Here is a 21,161-nt window from a genome sequence, read left to right as displayed (position 1 = left end):
AAAAAAAAGAGCATATAATGCTCTTTCCATACAAGTTCCAACAAATTATCTTTTTGAGAATTGTGGAGCTCTTCTTGCTTTTTTAAGGCCGTATTTCTTTCTTTCAACCATTCTTGGGTCTCTAGTTAAGAATCCTGCTTTTTTTAATTCTGATTTTAAAGCTTCGTCTGATTTAACTAACGCTCTAGCAACACCGTGTCTGATAGCTCCAGCTTGACCTGTGAATCCACCACCGTGAACGTTAACTAATACGTCAAATTTTTCTTTAGTTCCAGTTAAAACTAATGGTTGGTTAACGATAACTCTTAAAGTTTCTAATCCAAAATAGTTTTCACTGTCTCTTTTATTTATTACAACTTTCCCATTTCCAGGTACTAGTCTTACTCTTGCAACTGATTTTTTTCTTCTACCAGTTCCCATGTATTGAACTTTTGCCATTATTACTCCTCCTCCCGAGCTTCCTTAAATTAGTACTTTAATTCAAGTACTTCTGGTTTTTGAGCTGCGTGATCGTGCTCTTCACCTCTGTACACATTTAATTTCTTTAACATTTTTCTTCCTAAAACTCCGCTTGGAAGCATTCTTCTTACAGCTTCTTCAAAAACGAATTCAGGTTTTTTAGCTAAAGCTTCTCTGTATGGAGTTTCTTTTAATCCACCAGCGTATAAGCTGTGCTTTCTTAACATTTTTTGATCTAACTTCTTACCAGTTAAAACAACTTTTTCTGCATTGATTACGATAACGAAATCTCCACAGTCAACATTTGGTGTAAATGTTGGTTTATGTTTACCTCTTAATATTGAAGCAACTTGGCTAGCTACTCTTCCTAGTGGCTTACCAGCAGCGTCAACAACGTACCAGTTCTTTTGAACATCTTGTGCTTTTGCAATGTATGATTTCATCTTATTTCCCTCCCTGAACTTACATTGTGTGCTTTACTTTTATAAAGTTCCGCATTTATGTCAAGATCCAGGTTTCATGGATCTCAAATACATAAATATTCTAACAAACATACATTATTATAATACACGCTTACGGGCGTGTCAACAAATTTATATATTTTTTTTATATTAATAGTAAACTTTCTCTAAAATAAGGCCATTTGGTGGAACACAATATCCAGCATCGCCCCTATTTCCTTCTTTTATAGCCTTTTCTACAGTAGCTAATGAACGTTTTCCTAATCCTACTTCTATTAATGTTCCTACTATTATTCTTACCATATTATATAAAAAGCCATCTGCTGTAACATATATTTTTATAAATTCCTCTGTTTTTTCTATATGCAGGTCACTTATGGTTCTCTCTGATGTTTTTACAGAGCTTCCTGTCGTCTTAAAAGCACTAAAGTCATGTTTACCTATAAATAGATTACAACACTCTTCCATAGCTTCTAAACCTAGTTTATCTTTTATCTGATACATATAATTTTTATACAATGCAGCTTTTTCATATCTATTTATAATTGTATAGCAATATGTTTTTCCTTTACTACAATATCTTGAATGAAACTCTAAATCTACCTCTTCTGATTTTATTATTGCAATATCATCTGGAAGTTTAGTATTTATAGCCTCTCTAAACTTATCAGCAGGTATTTTAGCATCTGTAATAAAATTAGCTACCATTCCTTTTGCATGTACTCCTGAATCTGTTCTAGAACTCCCTGTAATCGAAATTTCAGCCTTAAGTATTTTACTTAAGGCTTTCTCAATAGTTTCTTGTATTGTCTTTGCATTGTTTTGTTTTTGCCATCCTGCATAATTAGTTCCATCATATTCTATAGTTAACTTTATATTTCTCATTATATAAATCTCACTCCAATACTTATAGCAAATAAAACTAAAAATATTATAGCTGCTACTATATCTCTACTTGTAAATGCAAGTTTTTTCATTCTTGTTCTTCCACTTCCACCTCTATAACATCTTGCTTCCATAGCCATAGCTAATTCATCTGCTCTTCTAAATGAACTTATAAAAAGTGGAATTAATAATGGAATTAAACTTTTTGCTTTTTTAATTAATCCACCACTATCAAAATCTGCTCCTCTTGCCTTTTGAGCTTTCATTATCTTATCAGTCTCATCAATTAGCGTAGGAATGAATCTAAGCGCGATTGTCATCATCATTGCTAATTCATGTGATAACTCTTTCCCAATAGGTCTTAAAAGGTATTCCATTCCATCTGTAAGCTCTATAGGTGATGTAGTTAACGTTAATAATGATGTGCCTGCAACTAAGAATATTAATCTTAATGCCATAAAAGCAGCAGTATCTAACCCTTCTTTATAAATATATATAAATTTAAAATGAAATATTAAAGTACTTTCAGTTCCTCTTATCATAAATATATTTAAAATTGAAGTTAAAATTACTAAAAATACAACTGGTTTAAGTCCCTTTAATATAAATTTAACTGGTACTTTTGAGTTTATTATAATTGCAGCTAAAAATGCTACTATAAAAATATATCCAACAAACTTATTTATTATAAATAATATTGCTATAAATAATATTGCTATAATTATTTTAGTTCTTGGATCTAATTTATGGACAAAGCTTTCTCCTGGAATGTATTGTCCTATAGTTATATCCTTTAACACAAATATTTCTCCCTTCTAGGCATTATTCTCTCCAAAAATTCTTATTAATTCTTCTTTACATTGTTCTATTGTATATACCTCTTCTTTAATTGGGTATCCTTTTTCTCTTAGTCTTCTAGCTAAGTAAGTTACTTGTGGTACTCCAAGTCCTATTGCCTCCAACGTATCAATCTCCTTGAAAACTTCCCCTGGAGTTCCTTGAAGAGTAATATCACCCTTATTCATAACTATTATTCTTTCAGCTATTCTTCCTACATCCTCCATACTATGGCTAACTAAGATTATGGTCATTCCATATTCTTTATGAAGAATTTGAATTTGTTTTAATATATCATCTCTTCCTTTAGGATCTAATCCTGCCGTAGGCTCATCTAAAATAAGTGTAGTAGGTTCCATAGCTATAACTCCTGCTATTGCTACTCTTCTTTTTTGTCCTCCACTTAAATCAAAAGGTGATTGATCTTTAAATTTTTCATAATCAAGTCCAACCATTTCCATAGATCTTCTAACTCTTCTAAATATTTCTTCTTCATCAAGACCTAAGTTTCTTGGTCCATATTGAATATCTTTCTCTATTGTTTCTTCAAATAATTGATACTCAGGATACTGGAATACTAATCCAACTTTTTTTCTTATATTAGCAAGTTTTACACCCTTAGCTGTAATATCCTCTCCATCAACTATTATTTTTCCTTCTGTTGCTTCTAAAAGCCCATTCATATGTTGTATTAGAGTAGACTTTCCTGAACCAGTATGCCCAATCAAAGTTACAAATTCTCCTGTCTTTATTTCAAGATTTATATTATTAAGTGCAACTTTTTCAAAAGGACTACCTGGCATATACACATGTTTTAAATTTTCTATTTTAATTGACATAACGCATCCACCATTTCATCTACATTTAATATTTCCTCATCAAGATTAAATCCACATTTATTTAATTCATATACTATTTCTGTTACTTGTGGAACATCTAATCCTAACTCCTTCATTTTCTCTACATTTGAAAAAACTTTTTTTGGTTTTCCTTCAAGAACTACTTTTCCACCATCGATTACAACCACTCTATCTGCTTCTGCTGCTTCATCCATGTAATGTGTTATTAATACAATGGTTATTCCATACTCTTCATTTATTTCTTTAATATTTTTCAATACTTCTTTTCTACCCGATGGGTCTAGCATAGCTGTAGGTTCATCAAATATTATACATTCTGGTTGCATTGCAAGTATTCCAGCAATAGCTACTCTTTGCTTTTGTCCTCCTGAAAGCAAATGTGGAGCATGTCTTTTATACTCTGTCATTCCCACTTTTTCTAGGCTTTCATCAACACGTCTTCTTATTTCTTCTGGTGGTACTCCTAAATTTTCCGGACCAAAGGCAACATCTTCTTCAACTATTGTTGCAACCATTTGGTTATCTGGATTCTGAAATACCATTCCCGCTTTAGATCTTACAGTCCAAACATTCTTCTCATCTCTTGTATCTAATTCATCTACATATATTACTCCACTACTTGGAATAAGCAACGCATTCATATGTTTTGCTACAGTAGATTTACCTGATCCATTGTGTCCTAAGACAACTAAAAATTCTCCTTTTTCAACTGTTAAATCTATATCCTTAATTGCATATCTTTCTACAACATTATCGCCTTCATCAGCTGTATATTTAAAAGATAATTTCTCACATTTAATCATATCTTCACTAGCCATAAATACCTCCAATTAAAATTATAATTAAATTTTCATTTTAAAATAACTCTAACTATTTTTAAATAATTAAATTTTATCCCAAAATAACTCTAAATATTTTAATAATTAAATTTTATTAATGAATTTGATTTTTTTTAATTTTAAAATCAAATTAATATTAAGAATATCTTACTCACTAATAAAATTCAACTATATATTTTATTAGTTCATATAATCCAAGACTATTATATACTAATTTATCTATCTTTTAAAATTATATAATATAAATATTTGAGATTTAATTTTTATTTAATTAAATTGCCTAACTTATATCCTAATATTTTCTCCATTATTTGTAATAATATTTTTTTATACAAAAAAGGGATTAAGTAAAAACCTAATCCCTTCTGAAAAAATTATACTAATTCAAGTATAACCATTTCAGCTGCGTCTCCTCTTCTAGGACCTTTTTTGATCATTCTAGTGTATCCACCGTTTCTCTCAGTGTATTGTGGAGCTATTTTATCAAATAAATTTTTAACTACTACTTCTTCTTGAACGAATGCTAAAACTTGTCTTCTAGCATGAAGATCTCCTCTTTTAGCAAGAGTTATCATTTTTTCAGCAATACGTCTAGTTTCTTTAGCTCTAGTTTCAGTTGTTTCAATCTTACCATACTTTAAAAAACTAGTTACAAGACCTCTTAACATAGCTCTTCTTTGGTCAGTAGGAAGACCTAACTTACGTTGTTTTGCCATGGATTTACCTCCTTACTCGTCGCTTAATTTTAAACTTAAACCTAATTCTTTAAGTTTCTTTTCAACTTCCTCTAAGGATTTCTTTCCTAGATTTCTTACTTTCATCATATCATCCATAGATCTTTGAGCAAGTTCTTGAACTGTATTGATTCCAGCTCTCTTTAAACAGTTATATGATCTAACTGATAAATCAAGTTCCTCTACAGTCATTTCTAGTACTTTTTCCTTCTTGTCTTCTTCTTTTTCAATCATTATTTCAACATCATTAGTGTTATCAGTTAATGACATGAATAATTTAAAATGTTCTATTAAGATTTTAGCTGATAAGCTTATAGCTTCATCAATCTTAACAGTACCATCTGTCCATATTTCTAAAGTTAACTTATCGTAGTCAGTGATCTGACCTACTCTAGTATTTTCAACTTTAAAGTTAACTCTTTTAACTGGTGTATATATAGAATCTACAGCTATTGCTGATATCGGTAATTCATCACTCTTATTTTTATTTTGAGTAACATAACCTCTTCCTCTATTTACAGTTAACTCCATATAAAGTCTTCCATCGTTATCTAAAGTTGCAATATGTAAATCCTTATTAACAACTTCAACATCTCCGTCAGTTTTTATATCAGCACCTGTAACTACACCTGGTCCTTTTGCATCTATATATATAGTTTTAGGACCTTCACCATTCATCTTTAAAGCTAAAGCTTTAATGTTAAGAATAATTTCAGTAACATCTTCTTTAACTCCTTGGATAGTAGAAAACTCATGAAGTACTCCATCTATTTTTACTGAAGTAACTGCAGCACCTGGTAAAGAAGATAATAGTATTCTTCTAAGAGCATTTCCTAGAGTAATACCATATCCTCTTTCAAGTGGTTCAATTGAGTACTTACCATAAGTACCATCTTCACTAGATTCTACACATTCAATTATTGGCTTTTCGATTTCTAACATACGAACCCTCCTATATTATAAAATGGCAACCTATTCTGAGGGCAACTGATTCATATCTGTTTAAAACAAATACTTTAATTATTTGCTATATAACTCAACGATAAGAGTTTCATTAACTGGTACATCAATGTCTTCTCTTTCTGGCATAGCAACTACTTTGCCTTCGTAGTTTTCAACGTTAGCTTCTAACCATTTTGGTAAAGTCTTTGGATTTTCAACGAAAGTTTTGAACTTTTCGCTTCCTCTGCTCTTCTCACAAACAGCAATTACGTCATTAACTCCAACTTTAAATGAAGCTATATCAACTTTCTTACCATTTACTAAGAAATGTCCGTGGTTAACTAATTGTCTAGCTTCATTTCTTGAAGCTCCGTAACCTAATCTATATATAACGTTATCTAATCTTAATTCTAGTAACTTTAATAAGTTTTCACCAGTGATACCTTTCATGTGTTCAGCCTTTTCATAGTATGATCTGAATTGACCTTCTAACACTCCGTATATTCTTCTAGCTTTTTGCTTTTCTCTTAGTTGTACACCGTAGTTAGATAATTTCTTTCTAGCTGCTCCGTGTTGTCCTGGTGCGTAACTTCTTCTTACAAAAGCACACTTATCTGTATAACATCTATCCCCTTTAAGGAATAACTTCATACCTTCTCTTCTACATAATCTACATGTAGCTCCAGTATATCTTGCCATTAAACTTACACCTCCTATTGTTTTAAATCGGTACTAAACTCTTCTTCTCTTTGGTGGTCTACATCCATTGTGTGGAATTGGAGTAACATCTTTAATTAAAGTTACTTCTAATCCAGCTGCCTGTAAAGATCTGATAGCTGCTTCTCTTCCAGATCCAGGTCCTTTTACGTAAACCTCTATGCTTTTTAATCCGTGTTCCATTGCTACTTTAGCTGCAGTTTCTGCTGCCATTTGCGCTGCAAATGGAGTGCTTTTTCTTGATCCCTTGAAGCCTAGAGCTCCAGCACTTGACCATGATAATGCATTTCCAGCTGCATCTGTTAAAGTAACTATTGAATTGTTGAATGTTGATTTGATGTGTGCAGCACCGTGCTCAACGTTTTTTCTCTCTTTTCTTCTTCTAGTTTTTTTAACCTTTGCCATTGCCTTCCCTCCTTAACTATTTTTTCTTGTTAGCGATTGTCTTCTTAGGACCTTTTCTTGTTCTCGCATTTGTCTTAGTTTTTTGTCCTCTTACTGGAAGACCTCTTCTATGTCTCATTCCTCTATAACAACCAATTTCAATTAATCTTTTGATATTAAGAGCGATTTCTCTTCTTAAGTCACCTTCAATAGTAAGTTCCTTAATATAAGTTCTTAAAGCATTAACTTCATCTTCAGTTAAATCTTTAACTCTTGCATCAGGACTAATTCCTGTAGCTGCTAATATCTTATGTGAAGTAGGTAACCCGATTCCATAAATGTAAGTTAAACCTATTTCAACTCTTTTTTCTCTTGGTAGGTCAATACCTGCTATTCTTGCCATTAAAATTTACACCTCCTGGTAATTGAAATGTATATTATCTTACGATAATTTTAAAAAATATATATAATAAAATTTTAGGCCAATAGTGGATTTTTTTCCCTATTGTCAGCCGCCCTAAAATCTAATTATTGAATTAAATGCCTATATAATCATATTTGACTTTTGAAAAAAAGTCAACTAATTTTAAATACCTAATCTGTATTTTTTGCCTAATATTTTATATTAGCCTTGTTTTTGCTTGTGCTTAGGATTTTCACAGATAACCATTACTTTTCCTTTTCTTTTTATTACTTTGCACTTTTCGCAAATAGGCTTAACTGATGGTCTTACTTTCATCGCTAACCCTCCTTGTAATATTTAGATAGATTTTGCTATCTTATTTTGCTCTCCAAGTAATTCTACCTTTACTTAAATCGTATGGTGAAAGTTCCACTGTAACTTTATCACCTGGTAAAATTCTTATGAAGTTCATTCTTAATTTTCCTGATATATGTGCTAGGATCTTGTGACCACTTTCTAGTTCTACTTCGAAAGTAGCATTTGGTAGTGATTCTAAAACCACTCCTTGCATTTCTATAACATCAGCTTTTGACATAAGGTAATCAACCCTCCTTAACAATGTATCTTAATTTTAGAAATCTCTTAATTCTTAAGTCTGCATTTCTCTTTTTATCCATAATGGTAGTCTTAAGTTCATCATCTATATCATCTATAAAAGATAAATGCTTAATATTTTTCTTTTTCGGATTACTAATAGTTTTATTATCTCCGTTTACTAGTAATAAATTCTTGGCTTTGTCAGAATCTACAACTACATATAAATGATCTTTATCCCTACCAGATAAAGAAAGTACCACTTTTCCAATCAAGTCATTGTTCTGCAAATTATTCACCTCGATGATTACCTTAGATATAAACTGCATTTCTGCTCGTTTATAACTAAGAAACACTCACTTTTTAAATTAGTGTTAATATTTCGGGTCCATCTGGTAATATTGCAATTGTATTCTCGTAATGTGCTGATAGGCTTCCATCACTGGTTACAACTGTCCATCCATCTTTTAAGGTTTTTGTTCTAAATGATCCAACGTTTATCATCGGTTCTATTGCTAAAACCATGCCATTATTCAGGATTGGACCTTTACCCGGATTTCCGAAATTAGGTACTTCAGGATCTTCATGTAGATCTCTGCCTATCCCGTGCCCTACAAAATTTTTAACAACTGAAAACCCATGAGCCTCAGCATGACTCTGTATTGCATGTGATATATCTGATAATCTATATCCTTTTTTAGCATACTTTATGCCTTCAAAGAAAGATTGTCTTGTAACTTCGATAAGCTTTTTGGCTTCTTCTGTTACATTTCCTACAGGAAAAGTTCTAGCTGCATCTCCATGAAACCCATCTAAATAAGCTCCACAGTCAACACTAACTATATCCCCATCCTTCAGAATATATTTTCCTGGTATTCCATGAATAATCTCATCATTTATAGAAATACATAATGCTGCTGGAAAACCATATAATCCTTTAAAAGAAGGTTTAGCTCCCCTACTCACTATGAAATCATCTGCGATTTTATTCAAGTCTGCAGTACTTATTCCAGGTTTAATATTTTTTTCCAATAGTAAAAGAGTTTCTCCTACTATTCTTCCTGCAGCTCTCATTTTAGAAATTTCAGAATCATTTTTCAAAAAAATCATCTTATTCCCCTAAAACTTTGCATATACTTTCAAATACTAAATTAATAGCTTGTGTGCCATCAACAGTTGAAAGTAAACTTTTCTCTCTGTAAAAATCAATTAGTGGTTGTGTTTGTCTTTCATATACATCCAGTCTTTCCTTTACAGTTTCAACTGTATCGTCTTTTCTTTGTATAACATCACTTCCACAAACATCACATTTTCCTTCAACCGTTGTTGGATTGAATTTAACATGATAACTTGCTCCACATGATGGACAAACTCTTCTACCAGTCATTCTTTCAAGTATAAACTCACTAGGTACTTCTATACATAAAGCTGTATCTAACTTTTCGTTTCTACTATCTAAGAATTCTTGTAATGCTTCAGCTTGATTAACTGTTCTTGGAAATCCATCTAATAAATATCCTTTTTTACAGTCATCATCTTGAAGTCTATCTTTTACCATATCAATAGTAACTGAATCTGGAACTAATTGCCCACCATCCATATACTTTTTAGCTTCTATACCTAAAGGAGTGTTTTCAGAAATATTTTTTCTAAAAATATCTCCTGTTGATATGTGTGGTATAGAATATCTATTACTAATTGATTTTGCCTGTGTTCCCTTACCTGCTCCAGGAGGACCTAATAATATAATCTTCACCGGCATCATCTCCATTATCTATTCTTATTTAAGGAATCCTTTGTAATGTCTCACTACTAGTTGAGACTCAAGTCTTCTCATAAAGTCTAAAGCAACACTTACAACAATTAGAAGTGCTGTTCCTCCAAATTGTACACCCTTAATAGACGTATAATTTGAAACCAATATTGGCATTACAGCTAAAATAGCCGCAAATAAACCACCAATAACAGAAACTCTATTTAAAACTTTTTCAAAGTATTCTGTAGTTGGCTCTCCAGGTCTTATTCCAGGTACAAATCCAGCAGACTTGTGTAAGTTCTCTGACATTTCATCTGGTTTAAAAGTTACCTGAGTATAGAACCATGTGAAGAAAATAGTTAATATGGCATAAACAACTGGATACATCCATGTTTGTTGATTAAATATGCTCATACTATTACTTCTTATCCAGATAGACCAAGCCTTATCTGGGAAAAATCCTGCTATAGTTGGTGGAAATTGCATAACTGACATTGCAAAGATAATTGCAATAACTGCTGAACCAACAATACTTAAAGGTATGTGAGTTGATTGAGCTTTTGTCATTTTGTTTCCAACTGCTTTTCCTGCATATTGTACTGGAATTCTTCTTTCTGCTAGAGAGAAGTATATTACTAAACCTAATACAACAAGTGCAGCAACAGCAAATATAACTATTTCAACTATGCTGATTTCATTTTGTTGTTTTTGCATTATTAATGAACTAAATTCGGAAGGTAATCTTGAAATAATGTTTATAAAGATTAGTATTGAAATACCATTACCAAATCCTTTAACAGTTATTTGATCTCCTAACCACATACAGAATGTAGCACCAACTATTAGAGCTAATATAACGATCATTATTTCAGGATCACTTATCCCTAAAGTTGCACCAGGTATTCTTGAAATTGTAATATACATTCCAACTGCAAGAATTATAGATATAGCTATTGAAGCATATCTAGTTATATCCTGTATTTTTTTTCTACCATCTTCCCCTTCTTTCGAAAGTTGTTCTAATGGTGGAATTGCAATTGTTAACAATTGCATAATAATAGATGCATTAATGTAAGGCATTACTCCTAATGCAAAAATACTAAATTTACTAAAGGCTCCTCCTGATATTAAATCATAGAAACCTAATAAGCTACCAGATTGAGCCATTTGCTGTAAATATGAAGTATTAATCCCAGGAACAGGAATTTGACTTCCTATCCTGAAAATTGCTACTAAAAATATTGTCCAGTAAAATCTTTTTCTCAATTCTGGAACCTTCCAGGCATTACGTAGGGTTGATAGCATTATTATTTCACCTCAACTTTTCCTCCAGCTGCTTCGATTTTTTCTTTAGCAGTTTTTGAGAAATTACATCCTACAAGAGTTAGACTCTTTTCTAAATTTCCGTTACCAAGAATTTTAACTCCGTCAAGAACTTTTGATATTACTCTAGTTTCAAGTAATAATTCTGGAGTAATTTCAGTTCCGTTTTCAAAGATGTTTAATCTGTCAACATTTATGCTAACGATTTTCTTAGCAAAGATGTTAGTGAATCCTCTTTTAGGAAGTCTTCTGTATAGAGGCATTTGACCCCCTTCAAATCCAGGTCTAACTCCACCGCCTGATCTAGCGTTTTGTCCTTTTTCACCTTTACCAGCGTTTCTTCCTAAACCTGAACCAGTACCTCTACCAACTCTTTTTGGAGCTTTTCTGCTACCAGCAGCAGGTTTTAATTCATGAAGTTTCATACTAAGTGCACCTCCTCTTATATTTCTTCTACTTTAATTAAGTAGCTTATCTTATTGATCATACCATTTATTTGAGGAGTTCCCTCATGTTCTACTGTCTTACCGATCTTGTTAAGTCCTAGGGCATTAGCAGTAGCAATATGTTCTTTTTTTCTACCTATTAAGCTTTTAACTAATGTTATTCTTAATTTAGCCATTGCGTTTTCCCCCTAACCTAATATTTCCTCAACAGATTTACCTCTTAATTTAGCAATTTCGTCTGCTGCTCTTAAGTTAGCTAATCCGCTGATTGTTGCTTTAACCATGTTATTTGGATTGTTTGAACCTAATGATTTCGCTCTAACATCTTTTAATCCTGCTAATTCAAGTACGATTCTTGCTGGTCCTCCAGCAATAACCCCTGTACCTTCTTTAGCTGGCATTATTAGAACATCACTTGTTCCGAACATACCATGTATTTCGTGAGGAACAGTGTTTCCAACTACAGAAACTGAAACTAAGTTTTTCTTAGCATCTTCTATTCCTTTTTTGATTGCTTCAGGTATTTCGATAGATTTTCCCATACCAACTCCAACGTGTCCGTTTTCGTCTCCAACAACTACTAGAGCTGCGAATCTGAAGTTTCTACCACCTTTAACAACCTTAGTAACTCTATTTATATTAACAACCTTTTCTTTAAGGTCTAGTGTACTAGGATCGATTCTCATTGATTTCCCTCCTTGTTTGATTAGAATTTAAGTCCTGCTTCTCTTGCGCCTTCAGCTAATGCTTGAACTCTACCATGGTATACATATCCACCTCTGTCGAATACTACCTCAGTTAATCCTTTTTCAATTGCTTTTTTAGCAACTAATTCACCTACTAATTTAGCGCCTTCTTTATTTCCACCTTTAGCTGAGAAATCTTTTTCTAAGCTTGAAGCTGAAACTAAAGTTATAGCATTTATATCATCAATAATTTGTGTATATATGTTTTTCTCACTTCTGTATACTGAAAGTCTTGGTCTTTCAGGAGTACCGAAAACTTTCTTACGTACTCTAAGGTGACGTTTTAGTCTTTTTGATTTTCTGTCTACCTTCTTGAACATAAAAATCACTCCTTTCTTTTATTACTTACCAGTTTTACCTTCTTTACGTCTGATCACTTCGTTTTCATATCTAATTCCTTTACCTTTATAAGGTTCAGGCTTTCTCCATGATCTGATCTTAGCTGCTGCTTCACCAACTCTTTGTTTGTTGATTCCTTTAACAACTATTTTAGTAGTTTCTGGTATTTCAAATTCTACGCCTTCAACTGCTTCTATTTCAACTGGATGTGAATATCCAAGGTTCATTACAAGTTTGTTTCCTTGTTTTTGAGCTCTATATCCAACACCGTTTAATATTAATGTCTTTTGGAATCCTTTTTCAACTCCAATTACCATGTTGTTTATTAACGCTCTAGTTAATCCATGAAGAGCTCTGTACTCTTTAATATCACTAGGTCTAGTAACAACTACTTCGTTGTTTTCAACTGCTACATTAATGTCAGCGTTCATAGCTTGAGATAACTCACCTTTTGGCCCTTTTACAGTAACAACGTTCTCTGGTGTTACAGTAATAGTTACGCCTGCAGGAATAGCTATTGGTAATCTACCTACTCTTGACATAATTGCACCTCCTGTATTTTATATATCTATATAAATTTAACTTAATCTCTAAAATTTTATACTACCAAACGTAGCAAAGAACTTCTCCACCTACTTGGTTAGTTCTAGCGTCTCTATCAACCATGATTCCTCTTGAAGTTGATATTACAGCTATTCCTAAACCGTTAAGTACTTTAGGAGTTTCGTCTTTTTTACAGTAAACTCTTAATCCTGGCTTTGATATTCTCTTAAGACCAGTGATTACTTTTTCACCGTTTGCTCCATATTTAAGAGCTATTCTTAACATTGGAACTACACCATCGTTATATTCATCTATTTCTTTGATGTATCCTTCTTGTAATAATATATTTGCAACGGCCTTCTTTACGTTTGAAGAAGGTACCTCAACTACTTCGTGTTTAACAGCATTTGCATTTCTTATACGAGTTAGCAAATCTGCTATTGGATCTGTCATAACCATTTATTGTGCCTCCTTTCGCTATATCTTCAGTATTACCAACTTGCTTTTTTACAACCAGGGATTTGTCCTTTGTATGCAAGTTCTCTAAAGCAGATACGGCAAATACCAAATTTCTTTAATACAGAGTGTGGTCTTCCACAGATTCTGCATCTAGTATAAGCTCTAGTCTTATACTTAGGTTCTTTATTCCATTTTTCTATCATTGCTTTACGTGCCATAAGTTTCCCTCCTTATTATTGAGCGAATGGCATTCCAAGGAATCTTAATAATTCTCTTGCTTCTTCGTCAGTCTTAGCTGAAGTAACGAAGATTATATCCATTCCTCTAACTTTATCGATTTTATCATACTCAATTTCTGGGAATATTAATTGTTCTTTAATTCCTAGAGAGTAGTTTCCTCTACCATCAAATGACTTACTTGAAACTCCTCTAAAGTCTCTAACTCTTGGTAAAGCAATTGACATTAATTTGTCCGCAAATTCATACATATTTGCTTTTCTTAATGTAACTTTACATCCTAATGCCATGTTTTCTCTTATTTTAAAGTTAGCAACTGATTTTTTAGCTCTTGTTAATATTGGCTTTTGCCCAGCTATTAAAGTTAAGTCAGATACTGCTGATTCTAAAACCTTTTGGTTTTCTTTAGCTTCTCCAACTCCCATATTAATTACTATCTTCTCAAGTTTTGGAACTTCCATTATGTTATCATAAGTGAATTTTTCCATCATTGCTTGAATTATTTCTTTTTCATACTTATCTTGAAGTCTTGTCATATCAATGCCCTCCTTTCAAACCTTTTAGAATGTTTCTCCGCACTTTTTGCACACTCTAACTTTTGATCCATCTTCTAAGATTTTGTTGCTAATTCTAGTAGTGTTCTTGCATTTTGTACAATATAACATAACTTTTGAACTATTTATAGCAGCTTCTCTTTCGATTATAGCACTTTCAGCTTGCGTTCTACTTGCTTTTTGGTGCTTCTTTATTATATTAATTCCTTGAACTAGTACTTTACCAGTTTTTGGATATACTTTTAAAACTTCACCTGTTTTACCTTTATCTTTTCCTGATATAACCATAACTGTGTCGTTCTTTTTAACGTGTATTTTCAAATCAGCCACCTCCTCTTATAGAACTTCTGGTGCTAATGATAAGATTTTATTGAATTCTTTATCTCTTAGCTCTCTTGCAACAGGCCCGAAGATACGAGTTCCTCTTGGTTGCTTATCATCTTTTATTATAACAGCAGCATTTTCGTCAAACTTAACGTATGAACCGTCTGCTCTTTTCATTCCTTTTACTGATCTAACGATAACAGCTTTAACTACGTCACCTTTTTTAACAACTCCGCCTGGTGTTGCACTTTTAACGCTAGCAACGATTATATCTCCAATGTTACCATACTTTCTTTTAGAACCACCTAAAACTCTGATACACATGATTTCTTTAGCACCTGAATTATCAGCAACTTTAAGTCTAGTTTGTTGTTGTATCATTGAATTACCCTCCTTTCAGTCACAAAGCTACTATTTAGCTTTTTCAACTATCTCAACAAGTCTCCATCTTTTATCTTTAGATAATGGTCTTGTTTCCATTATTAATACTCTATCATTAATTCCTGCTTCATTCTTTTCATCATGAGCTTTGAATTTAGTTGTTACGTTAACAGTTTTTCCGTATAGTGGATGTCTAACCTTAGTTTCGATTGCAACTACGATAGTTTTATCCATTTTATCAGAAACAACTCTACCAATTCTTTTCTTTCTTAAACCTCTTTCCATTAGGGCGTACCTCCTTCCAGTAATTACTGTTGTTCAACAGCCCTTAACTCTTCTTGTCTTAAGATGGTTTTTATTTGGGCTATAGATTTTTTCACTTCTCTTATTCTCATAGGATTTTCTAATTGTCCTGTAGCTAATTGGAATCTTAAGTTGAATAACTCAGCTTTTAATTCTCCTAATTTAGCCTTTAAATCTTGAGGATTACTTGCTCTTAATTCTTTTAATTCTTTAGCCTTCATTATTCTTCACCACCCATTTCCTCAAAATCTCTTCTTGTAACGAACTTAGTCTTTACAGGAAGCTTGTGTGATGCAAGTCTCATAGCTTCTCTTGCAACTTCTTCATTTACTCCTGATAGTTCGAATAATACTCTACCAGGTTTAACTACTGCTACCCAGTATTCTGGTGAACCTTTACCTGAACCCATTCTTGTTTCAGCTGGTTTTTCAGTAACTGGCTTATCCGGGAAGATCTTTATCCAAAGTTTTCCTCCTCTTTTGATATATCTATTTATAGCAATTCTGGCAGATTCTATTTGGTTACTAGTGATCCATCCACAAGTTGTAGCTTGTATTCCGTAATCACCATAAGCTAAAAAGTTTCCTCTTGTAGCTTTACCCTTCATTCTACCACGTTGTACCTTACGATGCTTAACTCTTTTAGGCATTAACATGATTTATTCCTCCTTTCCGATGCGTCCTATGCGTTAGTTTCTTCCTTTTCAACTTTTTTAGTTGGAAGAACTTCTCCATTATAAACCCAAACTTTAACTCCGATTTTTCCGTATGTTGTATCTGCTTCTGCAAATCCATAGTCAATATCAGCTCTTAAAGTTTGTAGTGGAATTGTACCTTCATGGTACTGTTCAGTTCTAGCGATTTCTGCTCCACCTAGTCTTCCTGAACAAGCTATTTTAACCCCTTTAACTCCATTGTGCTTCATAGCTCTTTGGATAGTTTGTTTCATAGCTCTTCTGAATGATATTCTCTTTTCTAATTGTGCTGCAACATTTTCAGACATTAGTTGAGAATCTCTTTCTACATTTTTCACTTCAACGATGTTGATTAGTAAGTTTCTACCTGCAGTAAATTGAACTAATTTTTTCTTTAAAGCTTCAATTCCTGATCCGCCTTTTCCAATTATAACACCAGGCTTAGCAGTGTGTATATTTAACTTAATTCTTTTAGCAGCTCTTTCGATTTCTATTCTAGAAATACCAGCTGTGAAAAGTTCTTTTTTAACAAAATTTCTTATTTGGTTATCTTCAATTAAGTTGTCAGCAAAATCTTTTTTATTAGCATACCATTTTGCATCCCAGCCTTTGATAACTCCTACTCTAAGTCCGTGAGGATTTACTTTTTGACCCACTTCGTTTCCCTCCTTCTTCTAAGCTCTTTCTTTAACAACTATTGTTATATGGCTTGTTTTTTTGTTGATTCTGAATGCTCTTCCTTGAGCGTGTGGTCTAAATCTCTTTAAAGTTGGACCTTGACCTACGAACGCTTCAGATACTACTAATTTGTCAGTATCTAATGCAAAATTATTTTCTGCATTGGCAACAGCTGATTTTAACACTTTGTTAATTACTACTGCTGCTTCTCTTGGAGTGTATTGTAAGATAGCAAAAGCTTCTTTAACATTCTTTCCTCTTATTAAATCAAGAACAGCTCCTACCTTTATTGGAGACATTCTTACATACTTAGCTATAGCTCTAGCTTCCATTTATGTTCCTCCTTTCCAGGGTACTACTTTCTTTTTGATGTTTTATCATCATGTCCTTTGAATGTTCTAGTTAGTGAAAATTCACCAAGTTTGTGACCTACCATATCTTCTGATATATAAACAGGTACGTGTTTTCTTCCATCATGAACAGCGATTGTGTGTCCAATCATTTGTGGGAATATTGTTGAACTTCTTGACCAAGTTTTAACAACTTTCTTTTCTCCATTAGCGTTCATTTCTTCTATTTTGTTTATTAGTTTATCATGAACGAATGGCCCTTTTTTAGTTGATCTACTCATTATATATTGCCTCCCTTCAGAACTTTTACATTCTCAGCCATGAAGAGAATTAGTATTCTCTTCATACTATTTACTATTTCTTCTCTTAATAATAAATTTATCTGAGTATTTTTTATTTTTTCTAGTTTTGTAACCAAGTGTTGGTTTACCCCATGGAGTTACAGGACTAGGTCTTCCGATAGGTGATCTACCTTCTCCTCCTCCGTGTGGATGGTCGCAAGGGTTCATAACAGATCCTCTTACTGTAGGTCTCCATCCCATGTGTCTCTTTCTTCCAGCTTTACCAATCTTAACGATATCGTTAGTTGGGTTAGATACTGTACCGATAGTAGCTCTACACTCGATTCTAACATATCTCATTTCTCCTGAAGGTAATCTTAATGTAGCATATTTACCTTCTTTAGCCATTAGCTGTGCTGATCCACCAGCTGCTCTTACTAATTGAGCACCTTTTCCTGCTTGTAATTCGATATTATGAACGAATGTACCAACTGGAATGTTAATTAATTGTAATGCATTTCCTGGTTTTATATCTGCATCTGGTCCTGATACTACAACATCACCAACGTTTAATCCGTTTGGAGCGATTATGTATCTCTTATCCCCATCTGCATAAACAACAAGAGCAATATATGCTGATCTGTTTGGATCGTATTCGATAGTTGCAACCTTTGCAGGTACTCCATCTTTATTTCTCTTGAAATCTATTATTCTGTATTTTCTTTTTGCACCACCACCATGGTGTCTAACAGTTATCTTACCTTGTGCATTTCTACCACCTGTTTTCTTTAAAGAAACTAAAAGTGACTTTTCTGGTGAGCTTGTAGTAATCTCATCAAATGTAGCCATTGTCATGTTTCTTCTAGAAGGAGTGGTAGGTCTAAATGTTTTAACTGCCATTTAAATTCCCTCCTTGAATTAGCTTATCTGGCCGCTCATGGGGCCAATAAATCACTTAATGGGCTGCTATTATTGCATTCCTTCGAAGAATTCGATTGTGCTTCCTTCAGCTAAAGTGATCATAGCTTTTTTAAAGTCTGCTCTCTTTCCAACGTGAACGCCCATTCTCTTTGTTTTTCCCATAGTTCTTAATGTTTTAACATCAGCAACTTTAACGTTGAATACTTCTTCAACTGCTCTCTTTATTTGAGATTTGTTAGCATTGATGTGAACTATGAAAGTGTACTTATTTTCTGCCATTGCTGCCATACTTTTTTCAGTTATAACAGGCTTTCTTATGATATCATGGCTTGTTAAATTCATTATGCGTACACCTCCTCAATTTTTGATACGGCATCTTTAGTCATAACTACTTTTTCAAACTTAAGTAAGTCATAAACGTTGATGTTGTTTGCAGGTATAACTGCAACTCCTTCAATGTTTCTTGCTGACTTATAAACAACTTCGTTTGATTCAGCTGTAATAATTAAAGTTTTCTTAGCTTCAATTGCGTTTAAGAAGTTCACAACATTTTTAGTTTTGATTGAATCAAAAGCTAAATCTTCAACTACAACCATTTGTCCGTCTTGAACTTTAGTTGTTAAAGCTGAAAGCATTGCAACTCTCTTCATGCTCTTTGGTATTGCCATTCTGTAATCTCTTGGTTTTGGTGCGAATACTATACCACCTTTGATCCATTGTGGAGCTCTGATTGAACCTTGTCTTGCTCTACCAGTTCCTTTTTGTCTCCAAGGCTTAATTCCGCCTCCTCTAACTTCAGCTCTTGTTTTAGCTGATTGAGTTCCTTGTCTTTTGTTAGCTAATAATGCAACAACTACTTGGTGCATAGCATTTTCATTTATTTCAACTCCGAAGATTCCATCATTTAATTGGATATCTTCAACTTTTTTACCATCTTTATTAAATAATCCTACTGTAGGCATCCTGCTTCCTCCTTTCTTCTAGAAATTAAGCTCTTACTGTATTTCTTATTACTACTGTACCTTTGTTAGGTCCTGGGATTCCACCCTTAATTAGTATTAAGTTTTTATCAGCAATTACTTTTACTACTTCTAAGTTTAAAACAGTTTTATTTTCTGCACCCATGTGTCCTGGCATTTTCTTATTCTTGAATGTTCTTGAAGGATCTGAAGATGCTCCCATAGAACCTGGTGCTCTGTGGAACTTAGAACCGTGTGACATTGGTCCTCTTTGAGCGTTCCATCTTTTTATTGTACCTTGGAATCCCTTACCTTTAGAAACCCCTGATACGTCTACTTTATCTCCTGCAGCAAATACTTCAGCAGTTATTTCTTGACCTACTTCGTATTCAGCAACATTTTCTAATCTGAATTCTTTAAGAGTTCTTCTTAATGAAACTCCAGCTTTAGCAAATTGTCCTTGTCTTGGTTTGTTAACTAATTTTTCTCTTATGTCTCCAAAACCAACTTGTATTGCTTCATAACCGTCTTTTTCAACAGTTTTCTTTTGAACAACAACACATGGACCAGCTTCTACTACAGTTACAGGAACAACTTTACCATTTTCATCGAAAATTTGAGTCATACCTATTTTTTTACCTATTATAGCTTTTTTCATGTATTTACACCTCCCAAACTACTAGCGGATTGTTACCAATCTTAATAGTTCAATGTCTTAATATTTGATAATATTATAATTTGATTTCGATATCTACACCAGCTGGTAGATTTAATCTCATTAATGCATCAACAGTTTTTGGTGATGGATTAACGATATCTATAAGTCTCTTGTGAGTTCTTATTTCAAATTGCTCTCTAGAGTCTTTATATTTGTGAACTGCTCTTAATATAGTTACAACATCTTTTTCAGTTGGTAATGGAACTGGTCCTACAACTTTAGCTCCTGTTGACTTTGCAGTTTCAACGATTTTTTCAGCTGATTGATCTAATATAGTGTGATCAAAAGCCTTTAATCTAATTCTTATTTTTTGTTTTGACATCTCGGTTTCCCTCCTTTTCATGTACGCTTTACTTCTAACGTACAACAGCGGTTATTCTATAAACTGTTCCTGGTGTTTCATAAAATTTATCAAACGGAAAGAATATAAAATCCCTGTCGTCGGATTCTAGATCCTGACATACTCATCAAGAATTACCCGGAAGTCCGGCAACCTCTTGAATCCTCGCCGCATGCTATACAACTTCTATATTATACTATTTTATAAGAAGTATTTCAAGCCTTTTGAATAAATATTTTTTATCCAATTCTTGTTCGTCGCTTTCTCTATTTTATATGTATTTAAATAAAATTTCAAGACTTTTTTTATTCATTCTTTATATTATTTTTCTTCTTAAATTTTCTTTTTAATAGACACTGTTTTTCTCACTTTTTAAATTTCAACTTTTTCTTTTTAGTACCAATTCTTTATTTATAGTAATTTTTAATTTTTAATTTTTTTATCCTTCTTTATATTCTTTACCTTCTTTCAATTCTTTAAACATACGGTTTTAATATTAATAAACTTCTCTATTCTTGAAATCAGACTCTATTCGCATTATTTTATTACTTATAAACTTTATATTTTTATATAAAAAAAAAGAGTTAGGAACGTCTTCCTAACTCTTCTATATAAATTGCTATTAATTTTAGAAATTAAGCTAAAACTTTAGTAACAACTCCTGAACCTACAGTTCTTCCACCTTCTCTGATAG

38 protein-coding genes are annotated in these 21,161 nt (G+C 32.8%); all 38 read right to left on the bottom strand.

Translation table 11 applies throughout. The annotated features are described in order from the left end of the window. Positions 1–45: 45 nt before the first annotated feature. The gene (gene rpsI, locus Q0W06_RS01925; RefSeq protein WP_297630637.1) at positions 46–438 is read right to left on the bottom strand and encodes a 30S ribosomal protein S9; all 393 of its coding nucleotides are present in this window, start codon (positions 436–438) and stop codon (positions 46–48) included. Between the two features lie 29 nt (positions 439–467). Further along, positions 468–902, bottom strand: coding sequence for a 50S ribosomal protein L13 (gene rplM, locus Q0W06_RS01920; RefSeq protein WP_297630635.1), 435 nt, complete (start codon positions 900–902; stop codon positions 468–470). A gap of 168 nt (positions 903–1,070) precedes the next feature. Next, complete coding sequence (gene truA, locus Q0W06_RS01915) at positions 1,071–1,805, bottom strand: tRNA pseudouridine(38-40) synthase TruA (RefSeq protein WP_297630632.1); 735 nt, start codon at positions 1,803–1,805, stop codon at positions 1,071–1,073. Continuing rightward, positions 1,805–2,605, bottom strand: coding sequence for an energy-coupling factor transporter transmembrane protein EcfT (locus Q0W06_RS01910; RefSeq protein ID WP_297630629.1), 801 nt, complete (start codon positions 2,603–2,605; stop codon positions 1,805–1,807). The genes truA and Q0W06_RS01910 overlap by 1 nt, the downstream gene beginning before the upstream one ends. Before the next feature lie 15 nt (positions 2,606–2,620). Continuing rightward, complete coding sequence (locus tag Q0W06_RS01905; RefSeq protein ID WP_297630627.1) at positions 2,621–3,481, bottom strand: energy-coupling factor transporter ATPase; 861 nt, start codon at positions 3,479–3,481, stop codon at positions 2,621–2,623. Further along, positions 3,466–4,320, bottom strand: a complete 855-nt coding sequence (locus Q0W06_RS01900) for an energy-coupling factor transporter ATPase (RefSeq protein WP_297630624.1) — start codon at positions 4,318–4,320, stop codon at positions 3,466–3,468. The genes Q0W06_RS01905 and Q0W06_RS01900 overlap by 16 nt, the downstream gene beginning before the upstream one ends. 395 nt (positions 4,321–4,715) lie before the next feature. Beyond that, complete coding sequence (rplQ, locus tag Q0W06_RS01895; protein ID WP_297630621.1) at positions 4,716–5,057, bottom strand: 50S ribosomal protein L17; 342 nt, start codon at positions 5,055–5,057, stop codon at positions 4,716–4,718. A gap of 12 nt (positions 5,058–5,069) precedes the next feature. Next, positions 5,070–6,017 carry a DNA-directed RNA polymerase subunit alpha gene (locus Q0W06_RS01890; RefSeq protein ID WP_297630618.1) on the bottom strand — a complete coding sequence of 316 codons (948 nt, stop codon included), beginning with the start codon at positions 6,015–6,017 and terminating at the stop codon, positions 5,070–5,072. Positions 6,018–6,095: 78 nt separating this feature from the next. Continuing rightward, complete coding sequence (gene rpsD, locus Q0W06_RS01885) at positions 6,096–6,716, bottom strand: 30S ribosomal protein S4 (RefSeq protein WP_297630616.1); 621 nt, start codon at positions 6,714–6,716, stop codon at positions 6,096–6,098. Between the two features lie 33 nt (positions 6,717–6,749). Continuing rightward, positions 6,750–7,139, bottom strand: a complete 390-nt coding sequence (gene rpsK / locus Q0W06_RS01880) for a 30S ribosomal protein S11 (protein WP_297630614.1) — start codon at positions 7,137–7,139, stop codon at positions 6,750–6,752. Between the two features lie 16 nt (positions 7,140–7,155). Continuing rightward, a complete protein-coding gene (gene rpsM / locus Q0W06_RS01875; protein ID WP_297630611.1) occupies positions 7,156–7,521 on the bottom strand; it encodes a 30S ribosomal protein S13 in 366 nt (121 codons plus the stop codon). Between the two features lie 222 nt (positions 7,522–7,743). Then, the gene (rpmJ, locus tag Q0W06_RS01870; protein ID WP_002509257.1) at positions 7,744–7,857 is read right to left on the bottom strand and encodes a 50S ribosomal protein L36; all 114 of its coding nucleotides are present in this window, start codon (positions 7,855–7,857) and stop codon (positions 7,744–7,746) included. 40 nt (positions 7,858–7,897) lie between these two features. Next, positions 7,898–8,116 (bottom strand): translation initiation factor IF-1, encoded by a 219-nt coding sequence (gene infA, locus Q0W06_RS01865; protein ID WP_297630581.1) that lies wholly within the window; start codon positions 8,114–8,116, stop codon positions 7,898–7,900. A 7-nt stretch (positions 8,117–8,123) separates the two neighbouring features. Next, positions 8,124–8,405 (bottom strand): KOW domain-containing RNA-binding protein, encoded by a 282-nt coding sequence (locus tag Q0W06_RS01860; protein WP_297630578.1) that lies wholly within the window; start codon positions 8,403–8,405, stop codon positions 8,124–8,126. 73 nt (positions 8,406–8,478) lie between these two features. Further along, a complete protein-coding gene (map, locus tag Q0W06_RS01855; protein ID WP_297630576.1) occupies positions 8,479–9,225 on the bottom strand; it encodes a type I methionyl aminopeptidase in 747 nt (248 codons plus the stop codon). 1 nt (position 9,226) lies between these two features. Beyond that, entirely contained in the window at positions 9,227–9,871 is a 645-nt protein-coding gene (locus tag Q0W06_RS01850; RefSeq protein ID WP_297630573.1) for an adenylate kinase, read from the bottom strand. A gap of 24 nt (positions 9,872–9,895) precedes the next feature. Continuing rightward, on the bottom strand, positions 9,896–11,176 hold the full coding sequence (gene secY, locus Q0W06_RS01845; protein WP_297630570.1) for a preprotein translocase subunit SecY: 1,281 nt from the start codon (positions 11,174–11,176) through the stop codon (positions 9,896–9,898). Between the two features lie 2 nt (positions 11,177–11,178). Next, entirely contained in the window at positions 11,179–11,619 is a 441-nt protein-coding gene (gene rplO / locus Q0W06_RS01840; RefSeq protein ID WP_297630567.1) for a 50S ribosomal protein L15, read from the bottom strand. A gap of 17 nt (positions 11,620–11,636) precedes the next feature. Further along, entirely contained in the window at positions 11,637–11,816 is a 180-nt protein-coding gene (gene rpmD / locus Q0W06_RS01835; protein WP_297630565.1) for a 50S ribosomal protein L30, read from the bottom strand. A 12-nt stretch (positions 11,817–11,828) separates the two neighbouring features. After that, positions 11,829–12,326, bottom strand: a complete 498-nt coding sequence (gene rpsE / locus Q0W06_RS01830) for a 30S ribosomal protein S5 (protein WP_297630563.1) — start codon at positions 12,324–12,326, stop codon at positions 11,829–11,831. Between the two features lie 20 nt (positions 12,327–12,346). Then, complete coding sequence (gene rplR / locus Q0W06_RS01825) at positions 12,347–12,706, bottom strand: 50S ribosomal protein L18 (RefSeq protein ID WP_297630560.1); 360 nt, start codon at positions 12,704–12,706, stop codon at positions 12,347–12,349. Between the two features lie 21 nt (positions 12,707–12,727). Further along, on the bottom strand, positions 12,728–13,267 hold the full coding sequence (gene rplF / locus Q0W06_RS01820; RefSeq protein ID WP_297630557.1) for a 50S ribosomal protein L6: 540 nt from the start codon (positions 13,265–13,267) through the stop codon (positions 12,728–12,730). Positions 13,268–13,328: 61 nt separating this feature from the next. Then, positions 13,329–13,727: a 30S ribosomal protein S8 gene (gene rpsH / locus Q0W06_RS01815; protein ID WP_297630555.1), complete on the bottom strand. Its 399-nt coding sequence runs from the start codon at positions 13,725–13,727 to the stop codon at positions 13,329–13,331. Positions 13,728–13,759: 32 nt separating this feature from the next. After that, entirely contained in the window at positions 13,760–13,945 is a 186-nt protein-coding gene (locus Q0W06_RS01810) for a type Z 30S ribosomal protein S14 (protein WP_297630553.1), read from the bottom strand. Positions 13,946–13,960: 15 nt separating this feature from the next. Further along, the gene (rplE, locus tag Q0W06_RS01805; protein ID WP_297630550.1) at positions 13,961–14,500 is read right to left on the bottom strand and encodes a 50S ribosomal protein L5; all 540 of its coding nucleotides are present in this window, start codon (positions 14,498–14,500) and stop codon (positions 13,961–13,963) included. 24 nt (positions 14,501–14,524) lie between these two features. Further along, positions 14,525–14,839, bottom strand: coding sequence for a 50S ribosomal protein L24 (rplX, locus tag Q0W06_RS01800; RefSeq protein WP_297630547.1), 315 nt, complete (start codon positions 14,837–14,839; stop codon positions 14,525–14,527). A gap of 15 nt (positions 14,840–14,854) precedes the next feature. Then, a complete protein-coding gene (gene rplN, locus Q0W06_RS01795; RefSeq protein ID WP_002598892.1) occupies positions 14,855–15,223 on the bottom strand; it encodes a 50S ribosomal protein L14 in 369 nt (122 codons plus the stop codon). Between the two features lie 30 nt (positions 15,224–15,253). Then, complete coding sequence (rpsQ, locus tag Q0W06_RS01790) at positions 15,254–15,508, bottom strand: 30S ribosomal protein S17 (RefSeq protein WP_297630543.1); 255 nt, start codon at positions 15,506–15,508, stop codon at positions 15,254–15,256. 23 nt (positions 15,509–15,531) lie between these two features. Continuing rightward, positions 15,532–15,747: a 50S ribosomal protein L29 gene (gene rpmC / locus Q0W06_RS01785; RefSeq protein WP_297630540.1), complete on the bottom strand. Its 216-nt coding sequence runs from the start codon at positions 15,745–15,747 to the stop codon at positions 15,532–15,534. Further along, positions 15,747–16,181, bottom strand: a complete 435-nt coding sequence (gene rplP, locus Q0W06_RS01780) for a 50S ribosomal protein L16 (RefSeq protein WP_002598895.1) — start codon at positions 16,179–16,181, stop codon at positions 15,747–15,749. The genes rpmC and rplP overlap by 1 nt, the downstream gene beginning before the upstream one ends. A gap of 26 nt (positions 16,182–16,207) precedes the next feature. Then, entirely contained in the window at positions 16,208–16,876 is a 669-nt protein-coding gene (gene rpsC, locus Q0W06_RS01775; RefSeq protein WP_297630536.1) for a 30S ribosomal protein S3, read from the bottom strand. Positions 16,877–16,894: 18 nt separating this feature from the next. Continuing rightward, positions 16,895–17,230 (bottom strand): 50S ribosomal protein L22, encoded by a 336-nt coding sequence (gene rplV, locus Q0W06_RS01770; protein WP_297630533.1) that lies wholly within the window; start codon positions 17,228–17,230, stop codon positions 16,895–16,897. A 23-nt stretch (positions 17,231–17,253) separates the two neighbouring features. After that, positions 17,254–17,529, bottom strand: coding sequence for a 30S ribosomal protein S19 (gene rpsS, locus Q0W06_RS01765; protein ID WP_297630530.1), 276 nt, complete (start codon positions 17,527–17,529; stop codon positions 17,254–17,256). A gap of 66 nt (positions 17,530–17,595) precedes the next feature. After that, the gene (rplB, locus tag Q0W06_RS01760; protein WP_297630527.1) at positions 17,596–18,429 is read right to left on the bottom strand and encodes a 50S ribosomal protein L2; all 834 of its coding nucleotides are present in this window, start codon (positions 18,427–18,429) and stop codon (positions 17,596–17,598) included. A 69-nt stretch (positions 18,430–18,498) separates the two neighbouring features. After that, positions 18,499–18,792 carry a 50S ribosomal protein L23 gene (gene rplW / locus Q0W06_RS01755; RefSeq protein ID WP_297630525.1) on the bottom strand — a complete coding sequence of 98 codons (294 nt, stop codon included), beginning with the start codon at positions 18,790–18,792 and terminating at the stop codon, positions 18,499–18,501. After that, a complete protein-coding gene (gene rplD, locus Q0W06_RS01750) occupies positions 18,792–19,412 on the bottom strand; it encodes a 50S ribosomal protein L4 (RefSeq protein ID WP_297630524.1) in 621 nt (206 codons plus the stop codon). The genes rplW and rplD overlap by 1 nt, the downstream gene beginning before the upstream one ends. Positions 19,413–19,437: 25 nt before the next feature. After that, positions 19,438–20,067, bottom strand: coding sequence for a 50S ribosomal protein L3 (gene rplC, locus Q0W06_RS01745; RefSeq protein WP_297630522.1), 630 nt, complete (start codon positions 20,065–20,067; stop codon positions 19,438–19,440). Positions 20,068–20,140: 73 nt separating this feature from the next. Continuing rightward, positions 20,141–20,449 (bottom strand): 30S ribosomal protein S10, encoded by a 309-nt coding sequence (gene rpsJ, locus Q0W06_RS01740; RefSeq protein ID WP_002598903.1) that lies wholly within the window; start codon positions 20,447–20,449, stop codon positions 20,141–20,143. Positions 20,450–21,161 lie beyond the last annotated feature (712 nt).

Source organism: uncultured Clostridium sp., assembly GCF_947072515.1.
Classification (GTDB): Bacteria; Bacillota; Clostridia; order Clostridiales; family Clostridiaceae; genus Clostridium.
Note: the sequence above shows the minus strand (reverse complement) of the source record. Positions and strands in the feature narration are given on the sequence as shown.